Origin of the sequence: Aminivibrio sp. (assembly GCF_016756745.1) — a bacterium.
Taxonomy (GTDB): domain Bacteria; phylum Synergistota; class Synergistia; order Synergistales; family Aminobacteriaceae; genus Aminivibrio.
Genome location: NZ_JAESIH010000041.1, coordinates 46,657 through 69,369, shown reverse-complemented (window position 1 = coordinate 69,369; position 22,713 = coordinate 46,657). Strand labels below are relative to the sequence as shown.

Here is a 22,713-nt window from a genome sequence, read left to right as displayed (position 1 = left end):
GAGTGTTCCTCGCCCCTGAGGGGCAGTTTTTCCCCCGCTCCCAGTTCCTGTTGTTCCCCGAGGATGCTTCCGCTGAGTTCTTTCGGGTCCATTTCGTCCACGCTCCGTTAGGTGATGTCGTCCACGACGACATAATCAACCACGTACTGCAGCCTTTCGCGGCCCTGCCAGTAATCCAGCCGCGGACGGTACACCCATCCCCCGGAAGCCGTCATGGCATCCATAGCGCTTTTCCCGTCAAAAGCAAGGAGCCGCGCCCCACCCGTCTCTATCTGGAGATGACGGCCGTCCCGTCCCAGGGGGAGCATTTTCTCGCCCCCCGTCCGGGCGATGAAGAAAAGGGGCGCCGGGTTGCCGTTGCCGAAGGGGCCGAGGGTGCTTACTTCCTTCCAGGAATCGAGGGCGATTTCGTCAGGGCTCATCTCCAGGGCGGTCACCGGGGGCTCTTCCAGTTCCATGGAAGAGAGGGCATCTTCAAGGCACCTGGAGACATCCGGCCAGTTTTCCCTGGTCACGGAAAAGCCGGCGGCATACTGGTGGCCTCCCCATGCGTCAAGCATGGAGGAAACGGAGTCGAGCACCTTCATGGCGTCGCCCCCCTCCGGTACCCTCAGGGTTCCCCGGATGCCTCCCCGTACAGGGGCAGCCAGCACCACCGGCGACGATTTCATGCTGCACAGCCGGCTTGCGACGCCGCTGAGCACCCCTACCGGCCAGGATTCACCGAGGGCCACGTGGCTGAAGGGACCGCTGAGCAATTCCTCCGCCTCCCCGGAAATGCGCCCGGAAAGCACCTGGCGCTTTTTGTTCAGGGAAAGCAGGGTTTCCACCTTTTCGTCGGCGCCCGACCTGCCGTGGAGCACGCCCACCGCCGTATCGGCAAGCTCCATTCTTCCCGCCGCGTTCAGGCAGGGGATGACCTTCATGGTGAGAGACTCCTCGGAGAGAGCCTGCCCTGCAAGCCCCAGCCGGGAAAACAGTCTCGCAAGTCCGGGTCGCGGGCGGGATTTCATCAGAGAAATCCCCTCCCTTACGAGTTCTCTGTTGAGGGCGTTGAGGGGCATGCAGTCCGCCAGGGTGGCCAGGGCCGCAAGATCCGTCATTGCTTCCATCCGATTCCGGGGAAGAATGTCGAATTTCCATGCCCAGGCCCACAGGACGGTTGTAGCGCAGAGGGCTTTGCCGAAGGAACACCCGTCGCTGCCGTGAGGATTCACCACTGAGCCGTGGAAGTCCTTTCCTTCCTCCGGCTGGTGGTGGTCGAAGACAAAGACGTTGACCCCTGCGGCGGCTGCCTTTTCGAGAATCTCCCGGTCCTTGGAGCCACAGTCCACCACGACGAGGGTATCCCATCCCATGGGGAGAAGCTTGTCCATGACCGACTCGTGGAGGCCGTACCCCTGTTCGTGGCGGTGGGGGATAAAGAAGCGTACCTGTTTCGCCTTTGTTCGGCAGATTTCCATGGCGAGGGTGGTGGAGGCCACGCCGTCCACGTCGTAATCACCGTAGACGAGCACTTTTCCCAGGTCGGGGAGTTTCTTCCAGCGCCCGGCTGCCTCGGCGGCCCCCCGGCCCAGGTCCAGCCCTTCGAGAAGACCGGTAAGAGACGGCCGGTGGAACGAAAAATTCCCCTCCAGGCTGCCCCGGCATTCCAGCACCGCTGCAGCCAGCAGGGAACACCCCTCCCTTTCGGCGATGGCCCTCGCCGAAGAGGTGGGCCGGACGATTCGGAGTCGGTCCGTCCTGCAAAGAGACGTCACAGGAACAATTCCCCCGCAGTACGGAACCACGCTGCGGGAACAGGTTGTTCTTTCCCGTGATGAAATGAAATCACAGTCGCGCAAGCCGCCATAAAAACGGCGGCCGGACTTGGGTTCCTCATGAAATTCCTCCCCGGAATCGGTCTTTCCTGCCGGAAAACATCAAAAAAAGACACATGCGGAGCCGCAGTATAAGGTACGCCCGGGCTCCGCGCAACTGCAAATCAGCGTATTTATATTGTAGTCTGTGCCCCCTGAGAAGTAAACTCCCGCAGAATTCTCCAAACCGCAAACACCGGCGACGCTCTCTCTGCCAGGAACAATTGAGGCTTTGGGAGCGTCTACAATCCGGGGTCGTTTTGCTCCCCCTCCGCCACGCCGGGCCAGAGGGAGGGAATGGTCTGTTCGGGAAAATCTTCCAGTTTTTTCCCGGCGGCTGCCCGAAGGAAATTATCAACCCACCAGAAGACGTCCTGCCGGGCAATGGACTTTCGGAGATACCGCATTCTCTCCTTTTTCTCCCTGTCTTCCATGAAGAACGCCCCCCTGATGGCTCCGGCAACGGCGTCCACGTCATAGGGGTTCACCAGGACGGCTCCCCGTGAGAGCTGGAGGGCGGCGCCGGTGAACTCGCTGAGAATGAGGACTCCCGGCTCCCTTCCCTTGCAGGCGCAGTACTCCTTGCAGACAAGGTTCATCCCGTCCTTGAGGGACGTCACGAGGGCCATATCCGCCGCCCGGTACATGGCGGCGAGCTCCTCCCTGGACACGGAGCCGTAATGCCAGTTCACCGGAACCCACCGGGTTGTGGCAAACTCACCGTTGATTCGGCTGATGAGCAGCTCGATTTCCTCCTTGAGGGTCTGGTACTGTTCCACCGCCTCCCTGCTCGGGACCACGATCTGGTACAAGGTAACCCGCTCACGGAGTTCGGGATATAGCTCAAGACATCTCCTGAAGCCCCTGAGCTTTTCCGGGATTCCCTTTGAATAGTCCAGCCTGTCCACGCCGAGGATGAATTTTTCTCCGAAGATCTCCTGCCGTATTTCCTTTGACCGGGCTACCACGCTTCTTGATCCTCCCAAGGAGGAGTAGGCCTGGTAATCTATGCTGATGGGAAGGCTCCCCACGGAAAAGGAGCGGTCCCCGAGGCGGACCTTCACGATGTGCCCCCGGCCGGACACCTGGTATTCCGGGCGGAAGACCCTCAGGCAGTCAAGGAAATTCTTTCTGTCTCTTCCAGTCTGGAAGCACATGAAGGAGTACCGGGTCATCTGGTCGAGGATTTCGCTGCGCCTGGGCATTTTCATGAACACATCCACGCTCGGGAAAGGAATGTGAAGAAAAAAGGATGTCCTGAGCCCGGGATTCTTCTCCCGGAGCATGGCTCCCAGGGGGATGAGCTGGTAATCGTTCACCCATATAAAGTCGTCCTCCGAGGCGTGTCTCAGGACGACCCTGGCGAACTTGGCGTTTGAACGGATATAGCCGTCCCAGTAGCGGGGAGAAAAATCGCAGCGGCTCTGGAGGTCGTGAAAAAGCGGCCACAGCACTGAGTTGGAATATCCGTAGTAGAAGTCATTGACATCTTCCCTGGTGAGCATAACGGGAAGAAAGCGGTACCCGCTTTCCTCCGACACCGGGCCGAGGATATCCCGAATATCGGCAAGACGAGCACCCGAACCGGTTCCGGGCCACCCGACCCAGAAACCGCCCCTGTTCTTCAGCACGGGGGTCATGGCGCTGACCAGCCCCCCTGAGGCCGGGTATCCTTTCCACTTCCCCTCCTCACAGGAGAGGGTCACCGGAAGCCGGTTGGACACCACCAGCAGTCTTGCTTTTCGCTTCACGGCGATTCCCTTCTTTCGGCTTCAAGAGCGGCAATCCATTTCCGGAGGAATTCCGGGACTTCCTCCGGGCGTATTCTGACAACGGCGGCGCTCGCCGCCGGAAGAGCCGATACGAGAACCCCCACGCCCCTTCCGTCGAGCGCCCGGAAGGCATCTTCGTCCGTCACGTCATCTCCGAGATAGCAGACGGGGTCCCTGAAACTTCGGGCAGCCAGTATCCGTTTCATGGCCTCCCCCTTGGTACATGACGGAAGGCGGAACTCAACCCCCTGATCAAAGGGGAGTTTTTCAAGGCCTGCTGACGAAGCTCTCTCAATAATGGACTTCTCCAGCTTTCCGTACTGTTCCAGCACATCGGGCCGCTCTCTCCAGTGAAGAGCGATCGATACGGGCTTCCTTTCCACGGCATCGGAAGGAAAGGAGCGGAACAGATCCGGAAGCAACCGTAGAGCATCTTCCTCCGCGCCCGACAGGGGCATGGTGATCGTCTCTCCTCCGGGGGAACGGCGCTGCCATCCGTGGCACCCCCATATTTCCGCAGGCACTCCAAGCAGGGAAGCCGCCTCGGACGCCTCTCTCCCCGTGAGGAGAATGAACTCCCCCCCAGCTTCTCCGATTCGCCTGACCAAGTCTCTGGTTTCCCGGGAGGGGACGGCCTCGTCCCTTTCCCTGCGAAAAGGGACGAGCGTGCCGTCATAGTCGCTTACGAGCAGAGGGCTGACTCCGACTCCCCGGAAGGATTCGAAGAAACCTTCCAGATCCGAAAGACCCATTCGGGGATGTCCTATATCCAACGCTCCCACTCCCCTTCCCCTCCGTCCAGGGTCACGAGAAGGGACAGGTAGTTCCGCAGCTGGCCCGTAATCAGGAAATTCTCAAGGACGTACTGTCTGGCGTTCACGCCCATTCTCTCCCTCTTCCACCGGTGGGTCAGGAGGTACCTTATTCTGATGGCGGCGCCCTCGGGGGAGCGTACACGGAAGCCGTTGAACCGGTTGATGACCTGCAGCCGGATGCCCCCGACGTCGCCTCCGATGACCGGTTTTCTCTTCCACATGCCTTCGCTCACCGTAAGACCGAAACCCTCCCTGGTTGACTTTTGAACGATCACGTCGGCACCGGACTGGAGGGCGTTGATGGCCCGATGGGCGTCCGGCGGAAGCACCAGGACCGCAATGTCGGGATCGCCGGCCGCAGCCTCCTGGACGGCGGAGAGCACTTGGCCCGATTCGGGATCGTCCGTCGCTCCGCCTCCAGCGAGAACAAGCCTGATATCAACGTATTCCTTCGCTATCCGGTAGCTTTCTATGACCCCCAGGGGATCCTTGAACCGGTCGAAACGGGAAACCTGGAGGATGATCGGCTTGTCCCGGGGCACCCCCAGTTCCCGATAGGTCTTTTCAATCTCCGTCTTGGAGAGTGGGATGTTCTTCTCGCTCAGGGGATCGATGCTCGGCGTAATGAGGAACTGGGGGTGCGGCAGAGGCTGGGCGAAATCGGACAGAGAAAAGATGGACGCGTCGTACCCTTCGACCTGCCTTTTCACGAACCGCCACACAGACCTGTTCGGGGCGCTGACGTCGATATGGCACCGCCAGATCCATTTCCCTTTCCGTCCGGGAATCATTCCGAGCAGGGCCGCCGGCTGGGGATCGTGGATGAAAACGTAGTCCGCCTCTTCGAGGCAGTCCTTGAGCCTTTCGGCGTTCCTTCGATTCGTTTCCGTGTAGGAGGCGATCTGTCCGTCGGAAAGGCCTCCGGCCATTCCCTGGAGAGAATTGTGCAGCGTTTTCGTGCAGGAGAAGAAGGGTTCGTCCCCCTCGATAACCTCCCAGGAAACGTCCAGCCCGAGCTCCCGGGAGAGGGGAACCATGGAAGAGAGGATTTCCGCCACTCCGCCTCCCTCCTTGGTGGAGTTCACATGGACGATCTTCTTTCCCCTGAGTTTTTCCGCTATGACCAGCAGGCTGTCCGTGGCATGAAAACCGATAATTTCGCCGTACTGCTTCAGCATGTCGGACATCATTTCTTTCCTCCCTTCCGGAGCCCCTTCTCGAGAATGGAGACAATCTGTCCCTTCAGTTCTCCGAGGGAAAAAAGATAGGAATCCACCCTGCCGAGGAGCCTCCTCACCTCGGCGGTCGTCTCGCCGAACTGCTCGAGCCAGAGGGTGAAGTCGTCCTTTCCCTCGGGAGAACGTCGCCGGCCGTCGAGAAAGTGGTGAAAGAAACTCTGCCGGGTGGCTGTTTTGACCGCTGCGGGAAAATCCTCCAGGGAGGAAGCGACCTTCCCCGTAGCGAACATGAACTTTCTGCAGGCAATAAAATAGAATTCCCTATCCGCCTTCTTCCAGCTCAAAAAATCCCCCTGGTCGATGCGAGACTCGAGGATATCCTCAAGGATCGACCGAAGTTCCGCGAAGTCCTTGCACTTCACGGGATTGATCGCGCTGAGGACTTCCGCCAGCTCGATGTCCCCCAGGCCTCCATCGGCCCAGGAAGCAAAATCGTTGTTGAACTCAGACTCGGCGATATGAGGGCGGAGCATTCTGCCCCAGAAATGATAGTAGAGGGAACTTTCGGGTATTTCGGGGATGGCGGACCGGAGTTCCCTGAGAGTCTGTGCTCGAAGGCCCGTACTCACGGGCAGAATAGAGCATTCCATAAATCTGAAAGGACCGTCGGCTCCAGTAGTGTTCATGGCTGTAACCTCCTTTATGCAGTCGATGAATTTATCTCCGTTTCATCTTTCGGCTTTATCGGTATTATATGAGTATAACACATAATTTCCTTGTTCTACAATTAAAGTCGTTATTCCTAAATCCGCAGGCAGCGGGGAGTGTCACCAGTGCTCGCTTGGGCCGCCGGTGCAGATTGTCGTCCTTGACAACTGCACCTGAAACCGACATCCGTGTCGGTTTCTCTCCCCCGGGCGCTGTGCCCGGCGACACTCCCTCTGCCTGAAAAACCTGCGGATTTAGGTTATTCCCCTAAATCCGAAGACAGGAAGGAGCGTCACCGGTGCCCTGCCGGGGAGTCTGCAGAGAGGCGCCGGGAAGAGAATAAAAAAAGGAGCCCCCTGAAGGGGGCCCTGGAGTACTGAGAAAAATCAGCCCTTCTGGGGAGACTTCATCCACCATTCCGCCAAAAGGCCTGATGCTACGTAGATGGAGCTGTAGGTTCCCACCAGAATGCCCACCAGCAGAGCGAAGGAAAAACTTCTGAGGACCTCGCCGCCCCAGACGTAGAGAGCGACTACGGGAAGAAGGGTAGTGACCGACGTGTTGATGGTCCTGGAGATTGTCTGGTTGATTGAGTTGTTGAGCAGATCGACGATCCCCTCGCGCCTGAGGTTTTTCCAGTTCTCCCGGATGCGGTCCAGGACGACGATGGTGTCGTTGAGCGAATATCCCACGATGGTAAGAATGGCCGCGATGAAGGACGAGGAAATCTCCATGCCGGTAATGCTGAAAATTCCCAGGGTGATGACGGCGTCGTGAAGAAGGGCCGCCACACTCACCACGGCGAAGCGGAACTGGAAGCGGACGGTGATGTAGGCCAAAATGCCCGCCAGGGCGAGGATCAGGGCTATAAAGGCCTCCTGCCTCAGCTCGGCGCCCACCACGGGACCGACTTTTTCCAGCCGTATGATCTGAATGCCGGGAAATTTGGTACGAAGGGCGTTCACGGCCTGCTTGCGGGCTTCTTCCTCGTTGGCGCTTATCCGGATGATGACGCCCCGCTCACTGTAGGATTGGATGACGGAACCGCCCTGCCCCACAGAGTTCAGGACCTGCCGGATGTCCTCGATGGCCGTCGGCTGGGCGAACTCGGCCTGCACCACGTTGCCTCCCGTGAAGTCGATGCCGAGGTTCAGCCCCTTGAAGAATATGAGCCCAAGGCTTGCCACAACACAGACAAGGCTGAGAAGAAGAGCGGTTTTGCGGTGCTGCATGAAGTTGATGTTAGAAATTCTCATGATCGTCTTTCCTTCCTCTCACGAGCGGGGCAGCAGGGAACCCGCCGCGCCCCGTCCTCCAATGAAGTACTGGAGGAGCGCCCTGGTGACGAGAACGTTGCAGAAGACACTCGCCACGATGCCGATGCTCAGGGTCACGGCGAAGCCGCGGACCGGTCCGCTGCCGAAGTAAAAGAGCACGGCGGCGGCGATGAGGGTTGTGATGTTGGCGTCAAGGATGGTTGTCAGGGCTTTCTTGAAGCCTGCATCGATGGCCGCGAGAGGAGTCTTTCCCGCCCTGGTCTCTTCCCTCATCCGTTCATAGATGAGCACGTTGCCGTCCACGGCCATGCCTATGGTCAGAACGATACCCGCGATTCCGGGAAGGGTGAGGGTCGCCTTGAGGGAGATGAGGCCCGCAAAGACGAGGAGGATGGCCACCGCAAGGGCAGCATCCGCCGCAATGCCGAGGGTACGGTAGTACAGCAGCATGAAAAGGAACACCAGGGATGCGCCTATAAGACCGGCACGGATTCCGGAGTTGATGGAGTCTTCGCCGAGGCTCGGCCCAACGGACCTGTTTTCGATGACTTCGACGGCGATGGGAAGGGCTCCGGCCCGGAGCATAATGGAAAGCCGGCTTGCCTCCGCAGCGCTGAACCGTCCGGAAATCTGGGCATTGCCGCCGGTAATCCTCTCCTGGACCACGGGGGCCGAGATAACCACGCCGTCAAGGACGATGGCAATCTGCCGACCCACGTTGTCCGCTGTGGCCCTGTCAAAGAGCTTCGCGCCCTCGGAACTGAAAGTGAGGCCCACCACCGGTCTGCCCAGGTTGTCGTACCGGGTCTTGGCGTCCACGAGGTCTTTTCCGCTCACCAGCACAGGGCCGAGAAGATAGTATCGGCCTTCATCGTCCCTGGACACCCTGGAGCCGGTTATTTCTTCGCTCCGTTTGGCGAGAGCTTCCCTGGCCGCCTCGATCTGGGACCTGGCTTCGTTCCATCGGGTCTCCGCTCTCTGGAATTCCTCGTCGCTGTCGTAGTTCGGCCTCTGGGGGCCGGGGGGAACGGCGGCGGTGGCCTCGATGACGGACCGGAACTCCAGTTCGGCTGTCTTGCCTATGAGTTCGAGAGCCGCGTCAGGATCCTGTATTCCGGGAAGGTCAACTATGACTCTGTCCCGGCCTTCCCTCTGAATGACCGGTTCGGCCACGCCGTACTGGTCAACCCTGTTCCGCAGGACGGCGAGGAGCCTTTCGATGCTGTCCTCCGTCACCTTGCTGTCCTCCGATTCCTTCGCCTGAAGGACGATGTGCGCGCCGCCCTTCAGGTCAAGCCCGAGGTTGATCTTTCCCGATATGGGAAACACCGTCACGAGAGCCGCAACAACCACGATGGCGACTAAACCGAGCCGCCAGCGGTCTCTTCTGAGCATAATTCTTCCCTCCTGGACATACCGCGAAATTAGTGCATATCAAAGGACCGGAAAAAGCGGAGCGGCCGCCCGGAGGCGACCCTCTCCGCACCGGTGTCTTTCCTCACCTGGGAAAAGGTCAGTTTTTCTCCTCTTCCGTTTTGCCTGCATCCTCCCTGGGGGCGAACTCCTTCTGCTGGGGGGCTGCCGCGGAACGCTTGGTGGCCACTGCGGACTTCAGTATCCGGACTTTCACTCCGTCGGCGATTTCCACGACAATGCTGTCATCCTTTACTTCCCTGATGGTAGCGAAAAATCCGCCGATGGTTACGATCTGGTCGCCCCTGGAAAGGGACGCGAGAAGTTCCTCCTGGGCTCTCTGCCGTTTCTTTTGGGGCCTGATGATGAAGAAGTAGAAGATAACGACGAATATCGCGAGGGGAAAAAGCATTCCCATAAGATTGCCCTGTCCTCCAGCTGTCTGTCCGCACTGCTGATTCATGAAAAAAACGCCTCCTCAAAGTATTTTGGTTCAAAGGCCCCGAAGGGGACCATGATATTCTATCAAATACTACTCTTCTTTGTGCTTGAGGAAAAAAAGCAGCTTCTCGAGCTCGACGGAAATGTCCACCGCCGCGAGAAGCACATTCTCCGGAACGGAAAGGGAGACCGGCGCGAAATTGAGAATCCCCTTCACCGTCCCCGCCTCGGCTGCCTTGTCGACCACGTGCTGTGCAGCTCCTCCGGGGACGGTGAGTATCAGGACCTCTATTTCCTTCTCCCGGACGATCTCCGCAATGTCTTCCGCAGAATAGCAGGGGATGCCCTGAATTTCCTTTCCGATCTTTTCCGTGTCCACGTCGAAAAGAGCCCTGATGCGAAATTTGTCGTTCCGGAAGGCCTGGTATCCAAGCAGCGCTTCCCCGAGCTTTCCCACTCCGACGAGCCCGATGGACCATTTCCTGGGTGAGGCCAGAATGCGGCTGATATGCTTGTGGAGCCGGTCAACGTGGTATCCGACCCCCCTTTTGCCGATCTCTCCGAAATAGGAAAGGTCCTTTCTCACCTGGCTGGCCTTGAAGGAAAGCATCTCGCCCATTTCCTGGGAGGAAACAACTTTCTGTCCTTCGGCGACAAGCTGCTCCAGCAGGCGTTGGTACTGTACAAGCCGTTCAATTGTGGGTTCAGCTATCTTCATTTCCGCACTTCCTTCAGTGGGATGGTGAAGGGGCGGAGGTATTCTCCGCCCCGGAAGCTATTCCTTCCAGGCGACGACTTCGATTTCCACGAGGGCGCCCTTGGGCAGGGCGCTCACTTCCACGAAGGACCGCGCCGGCGGTTCCTTGTCGAAGTGCTTCGCGTACACGCCGTTGACCACGGCGAAATCTCCCATGCTTGCGGCGAAAACGGTGGCCTTGATCACATCGGAAAGGGAGTAACCGGCACTCTCGAGAACCGCCCTGACGTTCTTCAGAACCTGTTCCGCCTGCTGCTCCACTCCGCCCTCGACGAAATTCCCCGTGGCAGGGTCGATGGGAATCTGTCCCGAGCAGAAAAGGAAATTCCCTGCCCTTACGGCCTGGCTGTAAGGGCCTACGGCCGCTGGGGCCGCTGCGGTGGAAATAATTTCTTTCATCTCGTTTCCTCCTTCGTGGATATTATCTGCAGGAGTTTCCCCTGAACTGGGAAAGCCTGGCATAGGGCGCCCGTTCCAGGTCTTCGGCGATTCGCAGGAGCTGATTGTACTTGGCGACTCTGTCGATCCGCGCGGGAGCTCCGGTCTTGATCTGGCCGGCCCCGGTGGCGACGGAAAGGTCGCTGATGAAGGTATCGTCCGTCTCGCCGGAGCGGTGGGAGATGATGGTCCCGTAGCCGTACCTCTTCGCGAGGGCAATGACGTTGAGGGTCTCGGAGAGTGTGCCGATCTGGTTCAGCTTGATGAGGATCGCATTCGCAATGCCTTCCTCGATGCCCCTGGAGAGCTTTTCGGGGTTGGTGACGAAGAGGTCGTCACCAACGATCTGGATTTTCTTGCCGAGCCTCGAGGTCATGACGGCCCATCCGGCCCAGTCGTCCTCAGCCATGCCGTCTTCGATGGAGAGGATGGGATAGTCCCGGCAGAGTTCCTCCCAGTAGCCCACCATCTCCTCGGCGGAGAAGACTTTGTTCTCCCCGGCGAAATGATACTTGCCGTCCTTGAACAATTCCGATGCCGCAGGGTCGAGGGCCAGGCTGACATCCTTTCCTGGGGCGTATCCGGCCTTCTCCACCGCCTCGAGGATGAGGTCGATGGCCTCCCTGTTGCTCTTCAGGTCCGGGGCGAATCCGCCCTCGTCGCCGATGGCGGTGCTGTATCCCCTGGAGTTGACCGTTTTCTTGAGGGAATGGTAGGTCTCAACCCCAATGCGGAGGGCTTCGGCAAAGGTCTCGGCCCCGTGGGGAACGATCATGAACTCCTGGATGTCCACGTTGTTGTCCGCGTGGGCGCCGCCGTTGATCACGTTCATCATGGGCGTGGGGAGGGAGAAGGGCCCGAGGCCGCCTATCCATGCCCACAGGGGCATGTCATGGTCGTCTGCGGCAGCCCTGGCCGCGGCCAGGGACACGCCGAGAATGGCGTTGGCGCCGAGCTCGCTCTTGTTCGGCGTTCCGTCAAGCTCCATAAGGGCTGCGTCGAGCTCGGTCTGATCGTCGGCATCAAACCCCATGAGCTCGGGGGCGATCTTCTCGTTGACTCCGTTCACGGCCTTCAGGACGCCCTTGCCGTTGTATCTGGGACCGCCGTCACGAAGCTCCACCGCCTCGTAGGTTCCGGTGGACGCCCCGGAGGGAACGGCCGCCCTTCCCGATGCCCCGCTGTCAAGCCAGACCTCCACTTCCACCGTGGGGTTTCCCCGGGAGTCGATTATTTCCCTTCCGTGCACTCCTATAATACTGCTCATCGATCTCAGCTCCTTTTCAGTTCCATCCTCGTCCGAACAGGGGATGATTTTCTGCCGCTACCACGGTTTCTCCGCCGGATCCGCCCGCCGTTCCTCCCGAACGCCGTAGGCCCCTCCGGGAGCGCCCCGCTTCAGTGCGTTTTCATCGTCGCAGAGGACCTCCACGGTCAGGATCCTCGACGGATAGGCTATGTCGAGAACGTCCCCGGCCCGAACCTCCGCCGCGGGCTTGCACTGCCTGCCGTTGATCCTCACTGCGCCGAGGGTGACCATTTCCTGAGCCGCGGTGCGCCTCTTAACGAGGCGGGCAAGTTTCAGATATTTGTCCAGTCTCATGATTCTTCTTCCTCCGGTTTTGAAACCAACGAAAAGTATATCAAACCTCGTCCTCATTTTTCAATTCTTTCACAAAGTCATTTTTCCTTATTCCCGGGGATTGCTCTTGAGCAGCATGGCCACCTCCCGGAACCTCAGAAGATCTTCCCTGTCCGCCTCCCCCCGGGAAAGTTTTTCCCTGATGCGTTCATATTCCCGGCGGGCCTTCTTCTTGGCGAGGATGCCCAGAACCACGTCCCAGGCGGCCTGGTTTTCCCCGAGCCCTTCACACCAGTCCCCTCCGCGGGCGATGGCCCTGAGAGGGAAGGTTTCGCCGAGGGAATGCCAGCGGGCCTCCACTTCATCCCTGGAGGGGGCGGAAAGAAGGGCGGCGGCCACCGTCTGGAGCCGTTCGTCCTCAAGAAGGGAGAGGACTTTTATTTCGTCGGCGGTCCTTCGGATGTGGTCGTCCTTCCACAACAGGGCGCAGAGGGCGGCCTCCACTTCGTCAGTCTCATGTTCCTTCTCGGCCGGGGCACGCTTTCCCTTCGCCGGGGCCGTGGTTTCCCGGCCCGCGCCCCTCTTCCGGTAGTCTTCCAGGAGGCTGCTGAGTTCATGGGGAAAGATGCCCATGGCGGAGGCGACCCTCGCCAGGTACGGAGCCACGTCCACCGGGGACAGGCTGCCCAGGCCCGACAAAATCTCGTCGGTGGCCTTTCGGCGTTTCTCCGGGGAACGGAGCATCTCCCCGCGAAGGTAGACGTGATGGAGAATCAGCGGCCTGGCTGATTCGAGGGCCTTCCCGAAGAGATCCTTTCCCTCGGGAAGAGAGAGAAGGTCATCCGGGTCCTTCCCGCTGGGGAGCTCCACGACCCGAACGTCCAGTCCCGCCTTCTGGAGGACGTACATCCCCCTCATGGCCGCCTCCTGCCCGGCGAGGTCGGAGTCGTAGCAGATGCAGCACCGGTCCGTCAGTCTGCGGATGAGCGCTGCCTGGTCTTCGGTGAGGGCCGTTCCCAGGGATGCGGCCGTCTCCTCGAATCCTCCCAGATGGAGCCGAATGGCATCCATATAGCCTTCCACGAGGATCAGCCGCCCCGAAGCCCGGGCTGCCTCCTTCGCCCGGTGCAGGAGGTAGAGGTTTTTTCTCTTGCTGTAGAGCACTCCCTCCGGGCTGTTGATGTACTTGGCCCCCTCGCCGTCGATGAGCCGCCCTCCGAAGGCAAGAAGCCGCCCTGCGATATCCCGGACCGGGAAGATGACCCTGCCACGAAAACGGTCGTAGAGTCCCCCCTTCCCCTCAAGCACGAGCCCCGCATCCAGGGCCTCCTTCGGCTGGACGCCCTGCCTGAAGAGGCTGTTCCAGAGGGAGTCCCAGGATGATGGGGCCCACCCCAGCTCAAAACGCTCCCAGGTTTCAGGGGGCAGGTTCCGTCTCGCGAGATAGGCCCGGGCAGCCTCTCCCTCGGGCCCCCGGAGAAGGTCCCGGTAATGGGAGCAGGCCATCTCCATAATGTCCGTCAGGTTCCGGCCCCTCTTCTCCCCTCTCCCGGCGGCGGAAAGGGTCACTCCCGCCCTCGATGCGAGGATTTCCAGGGCCTCCCTGAAGCCGAGGCCCTCTTTCTCCATCACGAAGGTGAAGATATCGCCTCCCTGGCCGCAACCGAAGCAGTGAAAGGTCTGCCGGGACGGGGAGACGGAGAAGGACGGGGTCTTCTCCTCGTGAAAGGGGCAGAGGCCGATGAAGTTCGCCCCGGCCTTCTTCAGGCGGACATGATCCCCTATCACTTCCACGATATCGAGTCGTTCCTTGATGCGGCGGACGTCGTCGGACTGCACCCTGATCCTCCTGAAAACAAAAAAATTCGGGGGGAAGGTTTCCCTTCCCCCCAGTATTGTACTCTTCTTTTTCCTTTACACGAAAAGGGGTGCAAGAACAAGGGCCACAACGGACATGAGCTTGATGAGGATGTTCAGGCTGGGGCCGGCGGTGTCCTTGAATGGGTCGCCCACGGTGTCGCCCACCACTGCCGCGGCATGCTCGGAAGTTCCCTTGCCGCCGAAGTTGCCCTCCTCGATGTACTTCTTGGCGTTGTCCCAGGCACCGCCGGCGTTGGACATGAAGATGGCCAGCATCACGCCGGTGACGATGGAGCCGCCGAGAAGCCCGCCGAGAGCCTGAGCGCCCAGGGCGAAACCTACCACTACGGGAGAAAGGATCGCGAGCAGGCCGGGGACGATCATTTCCTTCAGGGCTGCGGCGGTGGAAATGTCCACGCACTTTTCATATTCGGGCTTTCCGGTGCCCTCCATGATTCCGGGAATTTCCTTGAACTGGCGGCGCACTTCGTCGATCATGGCCTCCGCCGCTCGTCCCACGGCCTGGATGGACATGGAACTGAACAGGAAGGGAAGCATTCCGCCGAGGAAGAGCCCCACCATGACCTTCGGATCGTTGAGGTCGATGGCTGTGAGCTTCACCGTATGGGCGTAGGCGGTGAACAGGGCGAGGGCGGTGAGGGCGGCCGAGCCGATGGCAAGGCCCTTGCCCATGGCGGCGGTGGTGTTGCCGATGGCGTCGAGCTTGTCGGTGATCTTGCGGACTTCCTTGGGCAGGTGGCTCATCTCGGCGATGCCGCCCGCGTTGTCGGCGATGGGGCCGTAGGCGTCCACGCTCAGGGCCATTCCCGTGATGGAGAGCATTCCCACGGCGGCGCAGGCGATTCCGTAGAGGCCGCCGAAGTAGAAGCTGATGAGGGTCGCGGCGCAGATGAGGAGCACGGGAATCACCGTGGACTTCATGCCCACCGCCATGCCGGCCAGAATGACCGTAGCCGGTCCGGTCTTGGAGGACTCGGCGATGTGCTTCACCGAACTGTAGTCACCGGAGGTGTAGATCTCGGTGACGAAACCGATGAGCACGCCGACGCCCACGCCCGAGAGAACGGACCAGAAGAGCGCAAATTCCCTGAACATGGCAAGGGTGACGAGGAAGGCACCGCCGATCATGATCCCGCCGGTGACGAAGGTTCCCGTGCGGAGGGCCGCGGAAGCGCTTCCGCCGTCCTTCACCTTGACGAAGGTGGTTCCGGTGATGGCGGAGAGAATGCCCACGGCGGCAAGGACGAGGGGATAGACCACACCCTTCGATCCGAACACGGCAAGGCCGATGGCCATGGCGGCGATGATGGAGTTCACGTAGGACTCGAACAGGTCGGCACCCATCCCGGCGATGTCGCCTACGTTGTCACCTACGTTGTCGGCGATGACCGCCGGATTCCTGGGGTCGTCCTCGGGGATTCCGGCTTCAACCTTTCCCACAAGGTCGGCTCCCACGTCGGCGGCCTTGGTGTAAATTCCGCCGCCCACACGGGCGAAAAGAGCGATGGAGCTGGCTCCCATACCGAAGCTGGTGATGAGGGTCGGATCCTCGAAGAGGGCGTAGCAGAACAGGATGCCCAGGACGCCGATGCCGACCACGGACATGCCCATGACGCTGCCTCCCTTGAAGGCCATGGTGAGGGCCTCGTTCATGCCTTTGGTGGCGGCGAAGGCCGTTTTGCCGTTCGCCTTGGTGGCGACCACCATGCCGGCGTAGCCGGCTGCGGCGCTGCAAAGTCCGCCGATAATGAAGGAGAAGCCGGCCGATCCGCCGATCTTGACCCAGAGCAGCACTCCCACGATAAGCAGGAAGGGAAGAAGCCATTTGTATTCCCTGTACAGGAAGGCCATTGCCCCCCTGTGAATAATGTGTGAAAGCTCGGAGATCCTTTCGTTATCAACCCTGAAGATGTCGATACGCACATAGGAAATGAAGGCGAAAGCAAGGGCGGCGATTCCCGTGATGCCGACGATCAGCAACAACAAAAAGTCCATTTCCACTACCTCCTCGATATGATGAGACTAGCGTCCACGACTGAAGAAAAAAATATGGACAAAACCCGGTGCGAAAGTAATTATAGGGAGTAAAAATACAAAAAACAAGCATGGACTGCCCGAAAATGCCTTATTTCCGTTGTTTCAGGTAAATTTCCGCCCCTCCTTTCAGCGAGTTCACTCCCTTCAGGGGAAGGACAAGCCCGGCGAGACATCCTGCGATCATCCCCGAGACAAAGGGCTTCAGGGGAATCCGCTTTCCCTTCACGAACAGGGAGGCAGGCTGATCCCCCTCGGCTTTTTCGTACATTTCGATAATCTGCCCCGCAAGTTCCTTCTCCCGCCCGGGGACGAAAATGCGGTTTCCATCTCCGCCCGCCCCGGTGCGGTCGAAAAAGGCGAATACGCCCTTCACGTCCGGCGGCAGATCCTCAGGGGAACCCACCCAAATCCTGGGGAGGGGAATGTTCTTGGCCCCCTCCACGATCACGACGTCCTTGCCGGGAAAGAATTCCAGTATCTTTTCCCTGGAGATTTCTCCGGTCCCCGTTTCAAGGAGGGCCCCGTCCCTGCCCCAGTAGACGGCGGAAATTCCGAGGGCGGAGGCCCTGCCCGTGTCGGTCCCCTTCGGGGAAAGGACATCCTCCCCAGTATGCTTTACAAAACCGGCGCTCAAACCGGCGGAAAGAATTTCCTGCAGCAGCGCGAGGGCGAGGGTGGTCTTTCCCCCGTCCTTAAATCCGGAAACAGCGATTAGAAGAGGCATGAAACCATTCCTTCCCTTTCTGCAGGCTATGATCGTCCCGTGCCGTCCCCCCCGTTCATCCTATTCCCACTCTATGGTGGAGGGCGGCTTGCTCGTCACGTCGAGCGCCACCCGGTTCACTCCCTTCACCTCGTTGCAGATCCTGCGGGCTGTCCGGTCGAGGATGTCGTAGGGCACCCGGACCCAGTCGGCGGTCATCCCGTCGTGGGACTCCACCGCCCGGAGAACGGCCACTTCCGAGTAGGTCCTGGAATCGCCCATGACGCCCACGGTTTTCACCGGCAGCAAAACGGCGAAGGCCTGCCAGATGGAGGGATACCCCTCCCAGGAAGCGATCTCCTCCCGAAAGATGGCGTCCGCGCGGCGGAGGGTGTCCAGCCTCGTCCCGTCGATCTCGCCGAGGCACCGCACGGCGAGCCCCGGGCCGGGAAAGGGCTGTCTGGACACGATGGCCTCCGGCACGCCGAGAAGACGACCGGTGGATCGGACCTCGTCCTTGAAGAGATCCCGGAGGGGTTCAAGAACCTTCAGTTTCATGTCCTCCGGCAGTCCGCCCACGTTATGGTGGCTCTTGATGACCGAGGCGTTCTTTCCCTTATGGCCGCTCTCGATCACGTCGGGATAGAGTGTCCCCTGGAGGAGCCAGGCGGCGTCCTCGAATCGGGCGGCTTCCTTTTCGAAGACCCGGATGAAGGTTTCGCCGATGATCTTCCGCTTCTTCTCCGGATCGGTGACTCCGGCGAGGGCGGACAGGAACGTCCGGGAGGCGTCCACGTAATGAACCTTGAGATTGAGCTGCTTGTACTGCTCCAGCACTTCCTCGGCCTCGCCGAGGCGGAGCAGGCCGTTGTTCACGAAAATGCAGTCGAGCCTGTCGCCGATGGCCCGGGCCGTGAGAACCGCCGCTACCGACGAATCAACGCCGCCCGACAGGCCGCAGATGACCCGGTCGTCGCCCGTCTTCTGCCGGATTTCCTCCACCATGATGTCGATCCAGTTCCCCAGGTCCCAGTCGGGGGAGCAGGAGCAGACCCGGAAAAGGAAGTTGGAGAGAATTTCGGTGCCGAAACGGGTGTGGACCACTTCGGGGTGGAACTGGAGCCCCCAGATGCCCTTTTCGGGGTTCTCAATGGCAGCCGGAACGCCCTTCGATGTCTCGGCGACCCGGGAAAATCCCGGTGCAAGCTCTTCGATGTGGTCGCCGTGGCTCATCCAGACCTCGAAAGAGGACGGCGTCCCCTCGAAAAGGAGGGACTTGCCCGACACGGCTATCTCCGTCCTGCCGTACTCCCTTGCCTTTCCCGAGGTGACCCTGCCACCCATCATGCTGGTGATGAGCTGCATTCCGTAACAGACGCCCAGCACGGGCACTCCCAGTGAGAATAATCCTTCCGGCACGGCGGGGGCATCCTCGTCGGTGACGCTCATGGGGCCTCCCGAGATGATGATGCCGCTCGGCCTGCGGCTTTCAATCTCCCCGAGGGAAACATCCCAGGGAAGGATTTCGCTGTGCACCTTCAGTTCCCTGACCCTGCGGGCGATGAGCTGGGTGAACTGGGAACCGCAATCAAGAATGACAATGTTGTCCAAAAACCATTCCTCCGAATCAATGGGGTGTATAGCACAGGTATCTTATCAGAAAGCCCTTTCCGGCTCCATAGAAGGGAACATTCCTAAATCCGCAGGCAGCGGGGAGCGTCACCAGTGCTCGCTTGGGCCGCCGGTGCAGATTGTCGTCCTTGACAACTGCACCTGAAACCGACATCCTTGTCGGTTTCTCGGCCCGGGCGCTGTGCCTGGCGACACTCCCTCTGCCAGAAAAAGCTGCAGATTTAGGACATTCCTAAATCCCCAGGCCCCGGTCCCCTCCAGGGTGACCTCTCCCCGCCCGGAGGCGAAGGACAGCCCTGTTCCATGCGGAGGACATCCAGGGCCTTCCCGACGTGGAACGCCCTGAAAAGGGAAAAACCTGTCTGCCTCTCCCCTGCGCCGTCATTCCGGAACTTCCGTCCGTTCCCGGTTCTTTCATGAACGCCCCTTCCACTGAAAAAAAGCCTCCCGGATTCCTCCGGGAGGCTTCACTATACCATTTATACCATTTCTTCCTTCCCGCTGGGGGATGGATTCTAGTACATATCCTCCATGCCGCCCATGCCGCCCCTGGGCATGGCGGGTTCCTTCTTCTCGGGCTTGTCGGCGACGATGGCCTCGGTGGTGAGGACCATGGCGGCGATGGAGCCCGCGTTCTGGAGGGCGCTGCGGGTAACCTTCACGGGGTCGATGATGCCGGCATCGATCATGTCGACATATTCACCTGTGACGGCGTTCAGTCCGTGCCCGGCCTTCAGGCTGCGGACCTTCTCGACGACCACGTCGCCCTGGAATCCGGCGTTCTCGGCGATGAGGTGCAGGGGAGCGGTGAGAGCCTTCAGGACGATGGTGGCGCCGGTGCGCTCGTCGCCTGCCAGGGTGGCGACGAATTTCTCAAGGGCGTCGATGCAGTTCACGGGAGCGACGCCGCCGCCGGCCACGATGCCTTCCTCCACTGCGGCGCGGGTGGCGTTAAGGGCGTCCTCGATGCGGTGCTTCAGTTCCTTCTGTTCGGTCTCGGTGGCGGAACCGACCTGGATCACGGCCACACCGCCGACAAGCTTGGCAAGGCGCTCCTGGAGCTTCTCCTTGTCGTACTCGGAGGTGGAATCCTCGATCTCCTTCTTGATCTGGGCGGCGCGCTTCCTGATTTCCTCGGAATTGCCGGCGCCTTCCACGATGGTGGTCTCTTCCTTGGTGATGCGAACCTTCTTGGCCTTGCCGAGCATCGAGATTTCGGTGTTGTCAAGCTTGATGCCGATCTCTTCGCTGATGACCTGGCCGCCCGTGACGATGGCGATGTCCTGGAGCATGGCCTTGCGGCGGTCGCCGAATCCAGGGGCCTTCACGGCCGCGACCTGCATGACGCCGCGCAGCTTGTTCACCACGAGAGTGGCAAGAGCTTCGCCTTCCACGTCCTCGGCGATGATGAGCAGAGGCTTGCCGGTCTGGACGACCTTCTCGAGGGTGGGAAGGAGATCCTTGATGTTGTTGATCTTGCCGTCGTGGATAAGGATATAGGCGTCGTCAAGGGAGACTTCCATCCTCTCGGGATCGGTGACCATGTAGGGGCTTATGTAGCCCTTGTCGAACTGGAGGCCTTCCACCATTTCAAGGGTGGTTCCCACGGTCTGGCTGTCCTCGACGGTGATGACGCCGTCCTCGCCGACCTTATCCATTGCCTCGGCGATGAGCTGGCCGACGGCCTTGTCATTGGCGGAGATGGAAGCGACCTGGGCGATCTTGTCCCGGTTCTTCACGGAAATGGCCTTTTTCTTGAGCTCGTCGACCACAAAGTCGATGGCCCGCTCGATGCCGGCGCGCATAAGCATACCGTTGGCTCCCGCAGCCACGTTCTTCATTCCCTCGGCAATGATGGCCCGGGCGAAAACGGTGGCTGTGGTGGTGCCGTCTCCGGCGATATCGTTGGTCTTGGAGGCAACTTCCTTCACCAGCTGGGCGCCGGTGTTCTCGTACACGTCCTCGAGCTCGATTTCCTTGGCGATGGTCACGCCGTCATTGGTGATAGTGGGAGAACCGAACTTCTTCTCGAGAACCACGTTGCGGCCCTTGGGGCCGAGGGTGACACCTACGGTGTCGGCAACTTTATCGATACCGCGGAGCATCGCGCGGCGGGCTTCTTCTCCGAAAATAAGAATCTTGGCCATAATTTTCTACCTCCTCTGGAAGATGGAACTACTTCTCGATGATGGCGAGCACGTCCCGCTCGCTGAAAATGACGTACTCATCTCCGTCAAGCTTCACTTCGGTGCCGGCATACTTGCTGAAGATGATCCTGTCGCCGACCTTCACCTCAAGGGGAAGCTTCTGGCCGTTCTCGAGAACCTTGCCGCTGCCGACGGCGATAACTTCGCCCTCGGTGGGCTTTTCCTTGGCGGTGTCGGGAAGAACGATGCCGCCCTTGGTCTTTTCCTCATGGTTGACGACCTTGACTACGATCCTGTCTCCAAGCGGTTTCAGATTCATGGTACAAATCCCTCCTAAGAATATTTTACCGGATGCTAGCACTCATTCGAAGCGAGTGCTAAATGACCGAAATAGATATTACGGGTGGAGGGGCGGAATCTCAACACCGGGAGAGGGGAAATATGAAGAATTATGGATGGTTATCTCGTTATTCTTCCCTTTTTCTTTGATTTATCGAGTTTTTCACCTGAAATGTGCTTCACCAAAGACTCCACGAAGGGTCGGGAGAAAAATCCAGGGGCGTCCGGGCGCCTCGCAGGTAGGCGCTGTAGCCTGCGGCGGCTATCATCACGGCATTGTCGGTGCAGCGGTTTACCGGGGGCAGAAAGACGTTCCACCCTCTTTGCGCCTTCATCGCCGCCCTCAGGGCGCTGTTGGCGGCGACACCTCCCGACAGGGTCACGGTGTTTATCCCGGTCTGCTTCACCGCCAGGGCGAGCTTCCCCACCAGAGATTCCACCACGGCCCTCTGGAAGGACGCACAGATGTCCTCCACCGGGATCGGCTTCCCTTCGGCCCGCAGGCGGCCGATTTCCGTCGCCGCCGCGGTCTTCAGACCGCTGAAGCTGAATACGATCCCCGCCGAACTTCCCCTCATGGGAACGGGAAAGTCAAAAGCCCCCGGATTGCCGGAAGCCGCGAGACGATCCATGACGGGCCCGCCGGGATAGGGCAGGCCGAGAACCTTGGCGACCTTGTCGTAGGCTTCTCCTGCTGCGTCGTCTCTGGTTCCGCCGAGAAAGACATACTTGCCGAAATCCTCCGCAAGGACGATCTCCGTGTGCCCTCCGGACACGATCATGCAGAGAAAAGGGGGAGCAAGTTCCGGAAAGGAAACCACGTTGGCGAACATATGCCCTTCGAGGTGGTTCACGGCGATGAGAGGCACATTCCACGCAAGGGAGAGGGCTTTGGCCGCCATGACCCCCACGAGGAGGGATCCCATGAGCCCAGGACCTGCTGTCACGGCGATGAGACCGATCTCCTTCGCCGGCTCCCTCACGGCGGCCCTCCGGAACGCTTCCTCTGTGAGGGGAAGAAACGCCTCGAGGTGCATCCGTGCGGCAAATTCCGGAATGACCCCTCCGTAAGGGGCGTGGGCTCCCACCTGGCTCGAAAGAAGCTCGGCGACCACGTCCCTTTGGCCCCGCAGAACGGCCACGGCGGAGTCGTCGCAGCTGCTTTCGATGCCGAGGGTAAGGAATCCCCGCTGCGGTGAGATCATCTCTTCGGCAGTTCCAGTTCAGTCGCATAGTCCCCGACGGCGAAGCGCACCGTCTTTCCCTTCACCGCCGCTGCGGGAACGACCACGGCAAACTCGGCCGTCAGGTCGGGGGGCAGCTCCCCCACGGGGACGAAATGCCGGTTTGTCAGTACGTCCTCCGGGGTGAGCACGTGGGAGCCTATGGAAATCATGGAATGTTCCAGCGTGAGGTTTTTCACCGTTCTGACCCGAATGATGAACATGGTCTTCTTTCTTGTTTCCTTGCCTCCGTAGAAGCTCACATTGTTCTTCAACCAGTCGGGGGCCATGGGGTCGGACCAGGCCGCCTCGACGAGCTTTCCGTCCACGTAAATGAAGGCAAAATGGGCCCTGGCCCCGATGATGAGGTCTCCAAGGGGCTCCCCTTCAAACCAGAGGTTTGCCGTCCGCTGTTCCAGAAGCCGCTCCAATTCCTGCGCACCGGCGGTGCCGGCGGCGGCGAAGAAAACTAGCACAAGCAGGAGCGCAGCGATTTTTTTCAACATCATGG

The 22,713-nt window shown here is 59.9% G+C and carries 20 protein-coding genes; all 20 read right to left on the bottom strand.

Annotation, left to right across the window (positions count from 1 at the left end; genetic code table 11):
- Positions 1 to 107: 107 nt before the first annotated feature.
- Positions 108 to 1,760 carry a DHH family phosphoesterase gene (locus JMJ95_RS05355; protein WP_290683407.1) on the bottom strand — a complete coding sequence of 551 codons (1,653 nt, stop codon included), beginning with the start codon at positions 1,758 to 1,760 and terminating at the stop codon, positions 108 to 110.
- 341 nt (positions 1,761 to 2,101) lie between these two features.
- Positions 2,102 to 3,610 carry a trehalose-6-phosphate synthase gene (locus JMJ95_RS05350; RefSeq protein WP_290683405.1) on the bottom strand — a complete coding sequence of 503 codons (1,509 nt, stop codon included), beginning with the start codon at positions 3,608 to 3,610 and terminating at the stop codon, positions 2,102 to 2,104.
- Positions 3,607 to 4,383 (bottom strand): trehalose-phosphatase, encoded by a 777-nt coding sequence (gene otsB, locus JMJ95_RS05345; protein WP_290683403.1) that lies wholly within the window; start codon positions 4,381 to 4,383, stop codon positions 3,607 to 3,609. The genes JMJ95_RS05350 and otsB overlap by 4 nt, the downstream gene beginning before the upstream one ends.
- Positions 4,384 to 4,394: 11 nt before the next feature.
- Complete coding sequence (locus JMJ95_RS05340) at positions 4,395 to 5,636, bottom strand: glycosyltransferase (RefSeq protein WP_290683401.1); 1,242 nt, start codon at positions 5,634 to 5,636, stop codon at positions 4,395 to 4,397.
- Positions 5,633 to 6,310 carry a DUF5752 family protein gene (locus JMJ95_RS05335; protein ID WP_290683399.1) on the bottom strand — a complete coding sequence of 226 codons (678 nt, stop codon included), beginning with the start codon at positions 6,308 to 6,310 and terminating at the stop codon, positions 5,633 to 5,635. Before JMJ95_RS05335 ends, JMJ95_RS05340 begins: the two co-directional genes overlap by 4 nt.
- Positions 6,311 to 6,718: 408 nt before the next feature.
- A complete protein-coding gene (gene secF, locus JMJ95_RS05330) occupies positions 6,719 to 7,588 on the bottom strand; it encodes a protein translocase subunit SecF (RefSeq protein WP_290683397.1) in 870 nt (289 codons plus the stop codon).
- Between the two features lie 18 nt (positions 7,589 to 7,606).
- Positions 7,607 to 9,004: a protein translocase subunit SecD gene (gene secD / locus JMJ95_RS05325; protein WP_290683395.1), complete on the bottom strand. Its 1,398-nt coding sequence runs from the start codon at positions 9,002 to 9,004 to the stop codon at positions 7,607 to 7,609.
- A 118-nt stretch (positions 9,005 to 9,122) separates the two neighbouring features.
- A complete protein-coding gene (gene yajC / locus JMJ95_RS05320; protein ID WP_290683393.1) occupies positions 9,123 to 9,485 on the bottom strand; it encodes a preprotein translocase subunit YajC in 363 nt (120 codons plus the stop codon).
- A 69-nt stretch (positions 9,486 to 9,554) separates the two neighbouring features.
- The gene (locus tag JMJ95_RS05315; RefSeq protein WP_290683391.1) at positions 9,555 to 10,181 is read right to left on the bottom strand and encodes a redox-sensing transcriptional repressor Rex; all 627 of its coding nucleotides are present in this window, start codon (positions 10,179 to 10,181) and stop codon (positions 9,555 to 9,557) included.
- A 57-nt stretch (positions 10,182 to 10,238) separates the two neighbouring features.
- Entirely contained in the window at positions 10,239 to 10,619 is a 381-nt protein-coding gene (locus JMJ95_RS05310; protein ID WP_290683389.1) for a RidA family protein, read from the bottom strand.
- Positions 10,620 to 10,641: 22 nt separating this feature from the next.
- Complete coding sequence (gene eno / locus JMJ95_RS05305; RefSeq protein WP_290683387.1) at positions 10,642 to 11,925, bottom strand: phosphopyruvate hydratase; 1,284 nt, start codon at positions 11,923 to 11,925, stop codon at positions 10,642 to 10,644.
- 57 nt (positions 11,926 to 11,982) lie between these two features.
- The gene (locus tag JMJ95_RS05300) at positions 11,983 to 12,261 is read right to left on the bottom strand and encodes an RNA-binding S4 domain-containing protein (RefSeq protein WP_290683385.1); all 279 of its coding nucleotides are present in this window, start codon (positions 12,259 to 12,261) and stop codon (positions 11,983 to 11,985) included.
- A gap of 87 nt (positions 12,262 to 12,348) precedes the next feature.
- On the bottom strand, positions 12,349 to 14,079 hold the full coding sequence (gene dnaG, locus JMJ95_RS05295) for a DNA primase (RefSeq protein WP_290683383.1): 1,731 nt from the start codon (positions 14,077 to 14,079) through the stop codon (positions 12,349 to 12,351).
- Positions 14,080 to 14,154: 75 nt separating this feature from the next.
- A complete protein-coding gene (locus tag JMJ95_RS05290; RefSeq protein WP_290683381.1) occupies positions 14,155 to 16,116 on the bottom strand; it encodes a sodium-translocating pyrophosphatase in 1,962 nt (653 codons plus the stop codon).
- Between the two features lie 130 nt (positions 16,117 to 16,246).
- Positions 16,247 to 16,882, bottom strand: coding sequence for a molybdopterin-guanine dinucleotide biosynthesis protein MobB (locus JMJ95_RS05285; protein ID WP_290683379.1), 636 nt, complete (start codon positions 16,880 to 16,882; stop codon positions 16,247 to 16,249).
- Positions 16,883 to 16,942: 60 nt separating this feature from the next.
- Entirely contained in the window at positions 16,943 to 18,472 is a 1,530-nt protein-coding gene (gene guaA / locus JMJ95_RS05280; RefSeq protein WP_290683377.1) for a glutamine-hydrolyzing GMP synthase, read from the bottom strand.
- A 536-nt stretch (positions 18,473 to 19,008) separates the two neighbouring features.
- Positions 19,009 to 20,640, bottom strand: a complete 1,632-nt coding sequence (gene groL, locus JMJ95_RS05275) for a chaperonin GroEL (RefSeq protein ID WP_290683375.1) — start codon at positions 20,638 to 20,640, stop codon at positions 19,009 to 19,011.
- Between the two features lie 28 nt (positions 20,641 to 20,668).
- On the bottom strand, positions 20,669 to 20,959 hold the full coding sequence (gene groES, locus JMJ95_RS05270; protein ID WP_290683373.1) for a co-chaperone GroES: 291 nt from the start codon (positions 20,957 to 20,959) through the stop codon (positions 20,669 to 20,671).
- 199 nt (positions 20,960 to 21,158) lie between these two features.
- A complete protein-coding gene (gene tsaD, locus JMJ95_RS05265; RefSeq protein WP_290683371.1) occupies positions 21,159 to 22,184 on the bottom strand; it encodes a tRNA (adenosine(37)-N6)-threonylcarbamoyltransferase complex transferase subunit TsaD in 1,026 nt (341 codons plus the stop codon).
- Complete coding sequence (locus JMJ95_RS05260; protein ID WP_290683369.1) at positions 22,181 to 22,711, bottom strand: hypothetical protein; 531 nt, start codon at positions 22,709 to 22,711, stop codon at positions 22,181 to 22,183. Before JMJ95_RS05260 ends, tsaD begins: the two co-directional genes overlap by 4 nt.
- Positions 22,712 to 22,713: the final 2 nt, after the last annotated feature.